The organism is Methylobacterium nonmethylotrophicum (assembly GCF_004745635.1).
In the GTDB taxonomy this organism is placed as follows: Bacteria; Pseudomonadota; Alphaproteobacteria; order Rhizobiales; family Beijerinckiaceae; genus Methylobacterium; species Methylobacterium nonmethylotrophicum.
Window position 1 is genome coordinate 22,917 of the sequence record NZ_SRLB01000048.1, and the last position, 11,250, is coordinate 34,166.

At 71.4% G+C, this 11,250-nt stretch carries 10 protein-coding genes; 6 read left to right on the forward strand and 4 right to left on the reverse strand.

The features are described from left to right. Window positions 1-54: 54 nt before the first annotated feature. Complete coding sequence (locus tag EU555_RS32945) at window positions 55-600, reverse strand: DUF924 family protein (RefSeq protein WP_135419555.1); 546 nt, start codon at window positions 598-600, stop codon at window positions 55-57. A 186-nt stretch (window positions 601-786) separates the two neighbouring features. Between EU555_RS32945 and ilvC the strand changes: the two genes are divergently transcribed. The 4 genes from ilvC to dps all read left to right on the forward strand — a co-directional run bounded on the left by ilvC (window position 787) and on the right by dps (window position 6,071). Continuing rightward, a complete protein-coding gene (ilvC, locus tag EU555_RS32950; protein WP_135419556.1) occupies window positions 787-1,806 on the forward strand; it encodes a ketol-acid reductoisomerase in 1,020 nt (339 codons plus the stop codon). 512 nt (window positions 1,807-2,318) lie between these two features. Next, window positions 2,319-3,731, forward strand: a complete 1,413-nt coding sequence (locus EU555_RS32955; RefSeq protein ID WP_135419557.1) for an alpha/beta hydrolase — start codon at window positions 2,319-2,321, stop codon at window positions 3,729-3,731. Next, a complete protein-coding gene (locus tag EU555_RS32960; protein WP_135419558.1) occupies window positions 3,728-5,278 on the forward strand; it encodes a GMC family oxidoreductase in 1,551 nt (516 codons plus the stop codon). The genes EU555_RS32955 and EU555_RS32960 overlap by 4 nt, the downstream gene beginning before the upstream one ends. 238 nt (window positions 5,279-5,516) lie before the next feature. Continuing rightward, a complete protein-coding gene (gene dps, locus EU555_RS32965; protein WP_135419559.1) occupies window positions 5,517-6,071 on the forward strand; it encodes a DNA starvation/stationary phase protection protein Dps in 555 nt (184 codons plus the stop codon). A gap of 107 nt (window positions 6,072-6,178) precedes the next feature. Here dps and EU555_RS32970 read toward each other — a convergent pair whose 3' ends face one another. Next, complete coding sequence (locus EU555_RS32970) at window positions 6,179-6,994, reverse strand: FTR1 family iron permease (RefSeq protein ID WP_135419560.1); 816 nt, start codon at window positions 6,992-6,994, stop codon at window positions 6,179-6,181. 581 nt (window positions 6,995-7,575) lie between these two features. Here EU555_RS32970 and EU555_RS32975 point away from each other — a divergent pair. Beyond that, window positions 7,576-8,361 (forward strand): transporter substrate-binding domain-containing protein, encoded by a 786-nt coding sequence (locus tag EU555_RS32975; RefSeq protein ID WP_135419561.1) that lies wholly within the window; start codon window positions 7,576-7,578, stop codon window positions 8,359-8,361. Window positions 8,362-8,646: 285 nt separating this feature from the next. On the opposite strand, the gene pyk is transcribed toward EU555_RS32975, so the two are convergent. Both pyk and EU555_RS36495 read right to left on the reverse strand, forming a co-directional pair. Next, a complete protein-coding gene (pyk, locus tag EU555_RS32980) occupies window positions 8,647-10,080 on the reverse strand; it encodes a pyruvate kinase (RefSeq protein WP_135419562.1) in 1,434 nt (477 codons plus the stop codon). Window positions 10,081-10,125: 45 nt separating this feature from the next. After that, a complete protein-coding gene (locus EU555_RS36495) occupies window positions 10,126-10,284 on the reverse strand; it encodes a hypothetical protein (protein ID WP_167858739.1) in 159 nt (52 codons plus the stop codon). Between the two features lie 236 nt (window positions 10,285-10,520). On the opposite strand from EU555_RS36495, the gene EU555_RS32985 reads away from it, so the two are divergent. Further along, window positions 10,521-10,889 (forward strand): hypothetical protein, encoded by a 369-nt coding sequence (locus EU555_RS32985; RefSeq protein ID WP_135419563.1) that lies wholly within the window; start codon window positions 10,521-10,523, stop codon window positions 10,887-10,889. Window positions 10,890-11,250: the final 361 nt, after the last annotated feature.

Below are 11,250 nucleotides of genomic sequence, written 5' to 3' on the forward strand. Positions count from 1 at the left end.
GAGTGGGATAACGTTGCCTGGCAGGTCAAACAGGCTGTCAACCCCGGCGAGGTCTCAACCCCTGAAGGCGTCCTCGCCCGCGAGGTACTCCCGCTCGGCCGCCGTCTCGGGGCGGCCGAGCACGGCGTTGCGGTGGGGAAAGCGGCCGAAGCGCCGGATCAGGTCGCGGTGCTCGATCGCCGCCTCGCGATGCGCCGGGAGGCCGAGCGCGGTGAACAGCGCGACGCTGCGCTCCTGCCGGGCCAGGTCCTCGGCGTGCATCAGCGGCATGTAGAGGAAGACGCGCAAGGCCGGCGCGATCGCCCGATCGTGGCCGTGGGCCAGCGCCCGCTCGGCCACGCCCAAGGCCGCCGCGTCGGTGGCCCAGGCCCGGGGCGTGCCGCGAAACAGGTTGCGGGGGAACTGGTCGAGGAGCAGCACCAGGGCGAGCGCGCCCTCCGGCGTCTCCTCCCAGGATTCGAGGTCGCCGCGCGCCGCCGCCTCGTGCAGGGAGGCGTAGGCCCGGCAGGCGGCGTCGAAGGCTGGATCGGCGGTGAACCAGCGGTCGAACCCGGCCTCGCGCCAGAACGCCACCAGGTCGGCCGGCGTCGTCCCTCGCATCCTGCTCTCTCCCGTCGGTCCGTGGTCCGGCCCTGTCCGCGCGTCGAGCCGAGCACCCATGTGCGCCTTCGCGCGCATCCCCTATTCCCTGTCGCGAATCGCGCCGCTACAAGCCGCCGGTCGCACGGCCGCTCCAGCGCCCGGAGCGTTCGAGTTTCTCACCATCTGCACACAGGGGGAGCCGCCATGCGGGTCTATTACGATCGGGATGCCGACATCAATCTGATCAAGGGCAAGAAGGTCGTCATCGTCGGCTACGGCAGCCAGGGCCACGCCCACGCGCTGAACCTGCGCGATTCGGGCGTGAAGGACGTGGTGATCGCGCTCCGCAAGGGCTCGGCCAGCGCCAAGAAGGCCGAGGCCGAGGGCTTCACGGTCCTGGAGGTCGCCGAGGCGGCCAAGCAGGCCGACGTCGTCATGATGCTGACCCCCGACGAGTTGCAGGCCGAGATCTACCGCGACTCGCTCCAGGGCAACATGAAGCAGGGCGCCGCCCTGATGTTCGCCCACGGCCTCAACGTCCACTTCAACCTGATCGAGCCGCGCGCCGACCTCGACGTGCTGATGGTCGCCCCGAAGGGCCCCGGCCACACCGTGCGCTCGGAATACCTGCGCGGCGGCGGCGTGCCGACCCTGATCGCCATCGCGCAGGACGCGAGCGGGAACGCCCACGACCTCGGCCTGTCCTACGCGTCGGCCAATGGCGGCGGCCGCGCCGGCATCATCGAGACCACCTTCAAGGAGGAGTGCGAGACCGACCTGTTCGGCGAGCAGGTCGTGCTCTGCGGCGGCCTCGTCGAGCTGATCAAGGCCGGCTTCGAGACCCTGGTCGAGGCCGGCTACGCCCCCGAGATGGCCTATTTCGAGTGCCTCCACGAGGTGAAGCTGATCGTCGACCTCATCTACGAGGGCGGCATCGCCAACATGAACTACTCGATCTCGAACACCGCCGAGTACGGCGAGTACGTCACCGGCCCGCGCATCATCACGTCCGAGACCAAGGCCGAGATGAAGCGGGTGCTGACCGACATCCAGTCGGGCATCTTCACCCGCAACTGGATGCTCGAGAACCGGGTCAACCAGACCTCGTTCAAGGCCACCCGCGCCCGCAACGCCGCCCACCCGATCGAGGAGGTCGGCGAGCGCCTCCGCGGCATGATGCCGTGGATCAAGGAGAAGGCCCTGGTCGACAAGGCCAAGAACTGACTTTTTGGTGTCACGGCCCCCTCCCGGGGGCCGCGGCTCGCGAGACCAACGCCGCGCGGATCGAGCGTCCGCGCGGCGTTTCGCGTGTCCGGGCCTCCCGCACCCCGAATGAAGCCGGCCTGTCACCACACGCGCGAGACAGCCTCCGGCTGTCCCGGCGAGACCTGGCGGCCGCAGGCAAGGCAATTCGCGCCGGGCATCCAGGACGAGGCCGCGGCTCGATGCTGAGGGCCGAGATGATTTAACGTATGTCAATCTTGGCGTCCGGGCCCTGGATGCTGCCGGAACGATCGCATCACTAGCATGACGGGATCGTTTGCTGCCGCTGTCGCGCGATGTATATGGGTATCGAGGCAAGGCTTCGCCTCCGACGTGAGCTGCAAGAACCGCCCGCGAGACCGAACACCGGCGCATCTGGTCCGTCGACGACTGGACAGAACATACTCGGGTGCAGCAAGGCGCCGCGGGTGCCGCGGCGTTGACGCAACGCAGCGCCGCGCGATCTCGCCGGCATGACCGACGATCCCGTCCTCTTCTGCCTGCACTTCCTCGGGGGCAGCGCCCGCACGTGGCGCCGCCTCGCCGAGCATCTCGGGCCCGCAGCGCGATGCGTCGCCCTCGACCTGCCGGGCTTCGGCGACGAGGCCGGCCAGCCGGGCGGCGGCGTCGCCGCCATGGCCGACCACGTCGCTTCCCGCATCCGGGCCGAGGCGCCGCGCGGGCCCTGGCTCATCGCCGGCAACAGCATGGGGGCGAAGGTCGCCCTGGCGCTGGCGAGGCGTCACGAGGACGGCGATCCCGATCTCGCCGGCCTTGCCGGCCTCGTGCTGCTGGCGGGCTCGCCGCCGGCGCCGGAGCCGATGGACGAGGCGCGCCGGCAGGCGATGATCGCCTGGATCGACGCCGACCCGGAGACCCGGAGGCGGGAGGCGGAGGCCTTCGTGGCGGCCAACGTCGCAGCGCCGCTGAACCCTGAGGACCACGCCCGGACGGTCGAGGACGTGCTGCGGGCCAACCCCGCGGCCTGGAAGGCCTGGCTCACCGGCGGCGCCTGCGAGGATTGGCGCGGCCGCGTCGGGACGCTCGCCACCCCGGCGCTGGTGGTGAGCGGGGCGGAGGACGGCGACCTCGGGCCGGAGGCACAGGCGGCGCTCACCCTGCCGCACCTCGCCCGCCACCGCCACGCAGTGGCGATCGGCGCCGGCCACCTGCTGCCGCTGGAGCGGCCGCGGGCCCTGGCCGGGCTGATCCGGGACTTCGTCGCGGCACCCCCTGAGACCGCCGAGGCGCCGACCCTGCCGCCGGCCTTCGCGGCGCTGATGGGCTCGGAGCGGGTCAACACCCGCCTGCGCAGGGCGCTGCGCGAGCGCATGCGCGAGCCGGAGGGCCCGTTCTGCCTCTCGCCCGGCGCGCGCGCGACCCTGTCTGCCTGCCTCGACCGGGTGCTGCCGCAGGCGGGCCCCGGCCGGATCGACCTCGCGCGCCGTATCGACGCGCGGCTCGCGAGCGGCACCGGCGACGGCTGGCGCTACGCCGCCCTGCCGCCGGACGCCGAAGCTTATGCCCGCGCCCTGCACACCCTCGACGCGGCGGCCCGGGCGGCGCATGGGCGCCCCTTCGCAGCGCTTCCCGGCGCTGAGCAGGACGCGCTCCTCGGCCGCGCCACCTCCGGAGACCTGCCGGCCGTGCCGGACGGTCTCGCCCCCGCACTGATGACCTGCTGGTTCGAGGAGCTGCGCGGCGAGGCGGTGCGCACCTGGCTCGCCCATCCGGCCGGCCTCGCGGCGATCGGCTTCACCGGGATCGGGGCGGGGGGCGACGATGCCGATGCCCTGCCGGGCTATCGCCTGACCGGCCTGAACGAGGGCGAGGACTGGGAATCGCCGGTCCGACACGTCCCGATGACCGCAGGAGACGCCCGATGAACCTCGCTGGCCAGAGCCGCCACAGTCCCGACGAGGTCGTCGACGCCGTCGTGGTCGGCACCGGGGCGGGGGGCGCGCCGCTCCTCGCCGCGCTCGCGGCGGCGGGCCTCAAGGTCGTGGCGCTGGAGGCAGGGCCGAATTTCGACCCCGCCGGGTACGGCTTCGACGAGACGCTGGCCGACGAGATCTACTGGACCGAGGAGCGCCTGAGCGGCGGCTCGACGCCGGAGGCCTTCGGGGCCAACAACAGCGGCACCGGCATCGGCGGCTCGACCCTGCACTGGGGCGCCTTCGTGCCCCGGGCCGATCCCCGCGACTTCCGCCTGAACACCGAGAGCGGCGAGGGCTGCGACTGGCCGATCGACCATGCCGAGCTGGTGCCGTTCTACGACCGGGTCGAGGCCTTCATCGGCACGTCGGGCCCCACGCCCTATCCGTGGGACGAGGCCCGCCGCTTCCCGCTGCCGCCGGTGCTGCGCAACGGCCCGGCCCAGCTGATGGCGGCGGCCTGCGACCGGCTCGGCATCACGGCGACCGACGCGCCGGCGGCGGTGGTCTCGCGCGACTTCACGCCCGAGGCGTCCGTCCCGGGGCGGAAGGCCTGCATCCATTGCGGCTTCTGCCACCAGGGCTGCCGCACCCGCGCCAAGGCCAGCATGGACGTGACCTACCTGCCGCTCGCGGTGGCGCGCGGCGCCGAGATCCGGGCGGAGTCCCGCATGCACGGGGTCGAGCGCGACAAGGCGGGGCGGATCACCGGCGTGATCTACCGCAGCGGCGGCCGCGATATCCGGCAGCGCTGCGCCAACCTGATCCTGTGCGCCGGCGCCGTCGAGACGCCGCGACTCCTGCTCCACCTCGACCTCGCCACCGGCAGCGGCCAGGTCGGCCGCAACTACATCGGGCACGTCGCCACGCAGGTCTGGGGCACGTTCCCCGACGCGGTCGCGATGAACCGCGGCTACCCGTCCTCGCTCATCACCGAGGACTATACCCGGCCGAAGGGGGCGGACTTCGCCGGCGGCTACCTGGTGCAGAGCCTCGGCGTCGAGCCCCTGACCTGGGGCAACGCGGTCGCCCGCGGCCGCGGCCTGTGGGGCAGGCCGCTCACCGACTATCTCCGCCAGTACAACCGCGTCGCCGGCATCGGCATCAACGGCGAGACGCTGCCCTGCGACGCCAACGTCCTGACGCTGTCGGACGAGACCGACGCGCTCGGGATGCGCAAAGCCCGGATCAGCTTCGGCTACGGCTCGAACGAGGACAACCTCAACGCCCACGCCACCAGGCTCATGCGGGCGATCTGGGAGGCGGCGGGTGCGAGCGACATCTGGGTGCTGGAGCGCGTCGCCCACACGCTCGGCACCTGCCGGATGGGCCGGAACCCCGACAGCTCGGTGGTCGATCCCGTCGGGCGCAGCCACGAGGTCGGGAACCTGTGGATCTGCGACGGCTCGGTCTTCCCGAGCTCGCTCGCCGCGAACCCGGCGCTGACCATCATGGCGCTGTCGCTGCGCACCGCCGGCGCGTTCCTGCGCTGGCGCTGACCGGCAATGCCCCGGCAGCCGGTGGTCTGACGCAAGGGACGGTTGCGCAGGGGACAGTTGCTACGCGCAGGCTGTCCAGCCCGGTACTCCGCCCTAGCTCTTTCCCCAGCGGACGGACCCCCGGGCCCGTCCAACCGGCCCGCTCGAGAAAGCTCGGGACGGGCCGCAAACCCCACCGCAGCATCGGAACGGCCGCCGCGCGGCCCCGTTGGTGCGGGAAATCGACGGAGTGACCGACATGACGGATTCCTCGGGCAAGAGCGGCCAGCCGCGCCAGCACCGCACCCGCAACAACACCGACTCGAACGCCAAGCGCGTCTCGATCGAGACCCTGAATGCGCGGCTCGCCGACGGCATCGACCTCGCGCTCAACATCAAGCAGGCGCACTGGAACCTGAAGGGCCCGCAATTCATCGGCATCCACGAGATGCTCGACGGGTTCCGCACCGAGATCGACGACCTCAACGACAAGGTCGCGGAGCGTGCCGTGCAGCTCGGCGGCACCGCGCTCGGCACCGCGACCGTGGTGTCCGCCTCCTCGAAGCTCACCCCGTACCCGACCGACATCTACGCCATCGCCGACCACCTCTCGGCGCTGATCGACCGCTACGCGGCCTACGCCAACGCCGTGCGCGAGAACATCGACCAGACCGACGAGGCCGGCGATCCCGACACGGCGGATCTCTTCACCGAGGTCTCGCGCGCGGTCGACAAGCAGCTGTGGTTCCTCGAGGCCCACGTGCAGGAGCCGACCGGCGCGCTGCGCGACGGCGACGGCAAGGGCGCGCGCTGACACGCACCGCCACCGGCGGATCTCACGGTTCTGCCCCAACGAAGAGGGCCCGGGACGGATGCCGTCCCGGGCCCTCTTTGCCGTCGATCCGCACTGACCACGAGTGCTCAGTGCGCCGGCACTCCCGGCACCCGCGCCGCCGGCGCGGCAGCCCGCGACCGCCGGACGACCAGCCACCCGAGCGCGCACAGCACGATCGCGCCCTGGACGCCCAGGGCTTCCCAGCTGCCGTTGAAGCCGAGCGTCGTGACGAGGTCCGGCACGCCGTCATTGTGCACCGGCACGATCACCTGCTCCTGCAATTCCTGGATCGCCGCGCCGACGAGGCGCAGACCCATCACGAACAGGAAGGCGGAGGTGAGCAGGAAGACCGGCCGCAGCGGCAGCCGCAGCGCCAGCCACTGCATCGCCACGAACACCACCGCGAGGGCGAGGGCCGCCACCGCCAACCCGCTCAGCAGCGAGACGTCGAAGCCGCCGGCGGTCCGCGCCAGGGCGTGCACGAACAGCACCGTCTCGGCGCCCTCGCGGAACACCGCCAGGAACGCGATGCCGGCGAGCGACACGACCGTGCCGGCGCCCATCGCCCGCTCCGCCATGCGGTTGAGCTCGGCCTTCCAGGCCGCCGGATCCTGGCGCAAGAAGAGCCAGCCGCTCATCATGAACATCAGGCCGGCCGCGACCACGATGACCCCGGCCTCGATCAGGTCGTTGTGGTTGCCGTCGAAGAAGGCCTCGAACACCCAGGCCATGCCGAGGCTCGCCACCACCGCGAGGCCCGCGCCGGCATAGACCGGGCGGATGCGGTCCGCCGCCCCGGCCCGACGCAGGAACGCCGCCAGGGCCGCGACCACCAGGAGCGCTTCCAGCCCCTCGCGGAACAGGATGGTGAAGGCCTGCGCGAAGGTGGATCCGTCGGCCATGGGGCGCTCCTTGCTGCGTCATCCGTCAGGGCGCCGTCACGCCCGTCGGCCGTCCTCTTAGGCGAGGATGGCACGGCTTTCAAACGCAATGTCTTTGTTTTGCATAATTCTAAACTACGTTGGAAGCAGTAAAAGCTGCTGTGATCGCGCCGCATGCACCGTCAAACCGGGACATGATTTCGGGACGGTCTAAAGGAAACAAACTGGATACTTATCGCCCCGATCGCCCCGATCGCCCCGATCGTCTCGACGGAGGCTCCTGCCATCGGCCGCGGACCCTCCGGTCCGTGCTGCGTCTGGCATGAACGAGCATCCCCGTCGCGCCGCGCCCCCGGCGCGACCGGTCCTCCTGTCGGCCATCGTGACCGGACGCCTGGCGACCGGGCTCGCCGCGACTCCTTCCACGGCCAGGCCGAAGCCTGTTACCGCGGCCCGCCGCGGCAGATCCTGGGGAGCCCGCTCCATCATGAGGGAGGGCGGGAGCGGCCGGGGCCGAAAAGCCCCCTCGCCAATCTGGACGCCCTCCCTCCGCGTCCCTACGCTGGCGCCCTCAGAGATGCGCTGGACGGGGAGTGGATTTCATGGATGCGGGTTCGTTGACGTCGCGGCTGGCGGCAGGGGCGATGCTGACGCTCGCGGCGACGCAGGCCTTCGCGAATGAGCCCTCACGCCTCGACCAGGTCATCGCCCGCAAGGTCCTCACCATCTGCACGACCGGCGACTACCGCCCGTTCTCGTATCGCCCCGACGGCGCCAACGACTTCGTCGGCATCGACATCGATCTCGGCCGCTCGCTCGCCAAGTCGCTCGATGCCGAGGCGGTGTTCATCCAGACCAAGTGGTCGAACCTGCTCGCCGACTTCAAGAGCCAATGCGACGTCGCGATGAGCGGCATCTCGGTGACGCTGCCGCGGCAGCGCGAGGTGTTCTTCAGCGAGATGTACCTCGTGAACGGCAAGGCGCCGATCGTCCGGTGCGAGGACGTCGCCAAGTACCAGACGACGGATGCCATCAACCAGCCGTCGACCCGGGTTGTCGTGAATCCCGGCGGCACCAACGAGCGGTTCGCCCGCGCCAACCTCGCCAAGGCGCAGCTCCAGCTCTTCCCCGACAACCGCGTCATCTGGCAGGAGATCGCTGAAGGACGCGCCGACGTGATGGTCGCCGAGTCCGTCGAGGTGAAGCTCCAGGAGAAGCTGCATCCGGGCCTCTGCGCGGTGAACCCCGACCAGCCGCTCCAGTATGGCGAGATGGGCTTCCTGCTGCCGCGCGGCGACACGGTGTTCAAGGCCTATGTCGACCAGTGGCTCCACCTGACGAAGGCCTCCGGCGAGTTCGACCGGATCTTCAGCGCCAACATGAAGTGACGCCGGGCGGGAGCACGGCCCGATCCCGTCGCGACCCGGCCGTGATCTCGGCGTCGTTCGCCGGGACGGCCATCGATGTGGCGCGGTTGGACGACGGAGAGGTCGTCCAACCGCGGCCTCGCTGTCCGGCGACATGGCAGCGCGACGATTCCCATTCGCGACCCGACCCGCCGGATCGCGGGCCAGACGCCTCCTCATACGCCAGCGGTGACGGGTCCCGGGGCGTCGCGACGCGGCCCCGGGATGGCGAGGAAGCCGGTCGGGCCGTCCGACGTGATCGGGATCCTACACCCCGCTCGCCTTGCGGCCGAGCTCCACCACCCGCAGGTTGTTGGTCGTCCCGGCCCGGCCGAACGGGATCCCGGCCACCGCCACCACCAGGTCCGGCGCCTGCGCGAAGCCCTCGGCTGCTGCGACCTCGGCCGCGCGGTCGACCATCGCCTCGTAGGACTCGATCTCGGGCCCGAGCACCGAATGGGCGCCCCAATACAGGCTGAGGCGGCGCGACACCGCCGCGTCCGAGGTCGCGGCCAGGATCGGCACGTTCGGGCGCTTGCGGGCAATGCGGGCTGCGGTGGTGCCGCTCGACGTGAAGGCGACGATCGCCGCCGCCTCGATCGCGTCGGCGAGGGTGGCGGCCGCCGCCGCCACGGCGTGGGGCGGGCTGTCCTCGACCTCCGGCTCGCTCGCCCGGACGAGGGAGCGGTAGAGCCGGTGCTGCTCGGTGCGGCGGATGATCCGGTCCATCATCGACACCGCCTCGACCGGGTACCGGCCCGCCGCCGATTCGGCCGAGAGCATCACCGCGTCGGCGCCGTCATAGACGGCGGTGGCGACGTCCGAGGCCTCGGCCCGGGTGGGGGAGGGCGCCCCGACCATCGATTCGAGCATCTGGGTCGCCACGATCACCGGCTTCACCGCCCGGCGGCACGCCCGCACCAGCTCCTTCTGGCGCCCCGGCACGTCCTCGGGCGGCAGCTCGACGCCGAGGTCGCCGCGGGCCACCATCACGCCGTCGGCGATGCGGATGATGTCCTCGATGTGCTCCAGCGCCGAGGGTTTTTCGATCTTCGCGATCAGCCCGGCCCGTCCCGCGATCAGCCCGCGCGCCTCCATCACGTCGGAGGGGGTCTGCACGAAGGAGAGCGCGACCCAATCGACCCCGAGCTCGAGCCCGAAGGCGAGGTCGCGCCGGTCCTTCTCGGTGAGCGGCGAGAGCGCCAGCACCGTGCCCGGCAGGTTGACGCCCTTGCGGTCGGAGATCGGCCCGCCCACCACCACGTCGGCGTCGATCGCCGCGTCGTCGACGCCCGCGACCCGCACCCGGACCCGGCCGTCGTCGATGAGCAGCTCCTGGCCCGGCGCCACGGCGGCGAAGATCTCCGGGTGGGGCAGGGGGATCGCGTCGGCGCCGCCCTCCCGGCCCTCGCGCACGAAGCGGATCCGGTCGCCGGTGGCGAGGTCGAGCTTGCCCCCGCGCAGGGTGCCGATGCGGATCTTCGGGCCCTGCAGGTCCTGCAGGATGCCGATCGGCCGGCCGGTCTCCTGTTCCAGCGCCCGGACCGCGGCATGGACCTTGGCGTGGTCGTCGTGGCTGCCGTGGGAGAAGTTGAGCCGGAACGTGTCGACCCCGGCGAGAAAAAGGGCTTTCAGCCGCTCCGGCGTGTTGCTGGCCGGGCCGACGGTGGCGACGATCTTGGCGTGGCGGTGACGGCGCATGGGGATCTCCTTGCTCGTCGTCTGGAAGCTCGGGCTGTCTTCAGGTTAGGGAGTCTTGCGGCGGCAGATGGTGGTGAAGCTGACATTCTTGCCGCCGCAGGCGCCGTTGTCCTCGGCCAGCAGGAAGGGCGGCGACAGCCGCAGGCGCAAGCGGCAATCAGCGGGGTCGTCGCCGGCATGGGGCAGGGTGCCTCGGTCGCCCATGGTGAAAGGCGAGGGCGGCCCCGCGCCGCATCGCGTCCTGCCAAGCATCGTCGCGTCGTCCCCCCGCGTCTGCGTCGCTGCCGCGGAAGCTAGGGCATCTTGGACCAAAGGAGCACCCGCCCGGTCCGGAATCGCGTGGTCTGCCGCCGCGGCACGCCCTTGACGGGGTCTATGTTGCAGCGCACCCTGTCATTCGTAAACCTTTGGTGACGATCGTAAGGGGGGTATCGACGGTCATGCTGTTCCAGCCGCCCGTATTCGAGACGATCTTCCGCATACCGGTCGAGCACCGGCTGCTGATCCGGGGCTCGCGCAGCCGCGGCGGCCCGCGGGACGGCGTGCGCTGGTACCACGACGAGTTCGATGGCGAGGGGCGCCTCGTCGCCCGCTACGAGACCTACGACGAGACCGACGACAGCGGGCAGGACCGCTGCGGCTGGCGCCGCTACGACGCTGCCGGCCGCCTCCTGGCCCGGCACGAGGTGGCGATGCGCTGGTCGGCCCTCCTCGCGCTCAAGCAATCGCGCCGCGGCGCAGAGACCGCGCTGCAGCGTGCCGCCAGCCCCCCCGCATCGTCGCCGTCGCGCCGGACCCTGGCAGCCTGACGCCGCCCGGCACCCCGCCGCGACCTTGACCCGACGCAGAGGCGGCGACCCAGTGCCCGCGGCCAATGTGGCGGCGCGCGGAAGCGCCGTCGGACTGGACGGAATCGCAAGGCCTCTGTTCCCGGCGGGCAGGTCTTTCCGGCGGCCAAGGCCGTCCGGGACGATCCCGCTGAGACGCCTTCCGCGTGATCTGTCGGCCGTGAAGAACGTCTAAATCGTTGGAAGATCGCGCGGATTGGTTATGCACACGTCTTCGCGCGTGCAAGGGCTTGGCGTGGGTCAGTGGGTTTCCTTGCAAATTGCACGCGCGGCGAGGGCGTGATTCCCTGCTCCTGACGACGGGAGCGGGAGACGGGGCATG

Coding starts and splice junctions, on each gene's coding strand:
- EU555_RS32945 (WP_135419555.1), bottom strand. CDS start 600: ATGCGAGGGACGACGCCGGCCGACCTGGTGGCGTTCTGGCGCGAGGCC.
- ilvC (WP_135419556.1), top strand. CDS start 787: ATGCGGGTCTATTACGATCGGGATGCCGACATCAATCTGATCAAGGGC.
- EU555_RS32955 (WP_135419557.1), top strand. CDS start 2,319: ATGACCGACGATCCCGTCCTCTTCTGCCTGCACTTCCTCGGGGGCAGC.
- EU555_RS32960 (WP_135419558.1), top strand. CDS start 3,728: ATGAACCTCGCTGGCCAGAGCCGCCACAGTCCCGACGAGGTCGTCGAC.
- dps (WP_135419559.1), top strand. CDS start 5,517: ATGACGGATTCCTCGGGCAAGAGCGGCCAGCCGCGCCAGCACCGCACC.
- EU555_RS32970 (WP_135419560.1), bottom strand. CDS start 6,994: ATGGCCGACGGATCCACCTTCGCGCAGGCCTTCACCATCCTGTTCCGC.
- EU555_RS32975 (WP_135419561.1), top strand. CDS start 7,576: ATGGATGCGGGTTCGTTGACGTCGCGGCTGGCGGCAGGGGCGATGCTG.
- pyk (WP_135419562.1), bottom strand. CDS start 10,080: ATGCGCCGTCACCGCCACGCCAAGATCGTCGCCACCGTCGGCCCGGCC.
- EU555_RS36495 (WP_167858739.1), bottom strand. CDS start 10,284: ATGGGCGACCGAGGCACCCTGCCCCATGCCGGCGACGACCCCGCTGAT.
- EU555_RS32985 (WP_135419563.1), top strand. CDS start 10,521: ATGCTGTTCCAGCCGCCCGTATTCGAGACGATCTTCCGCATACCGGTC.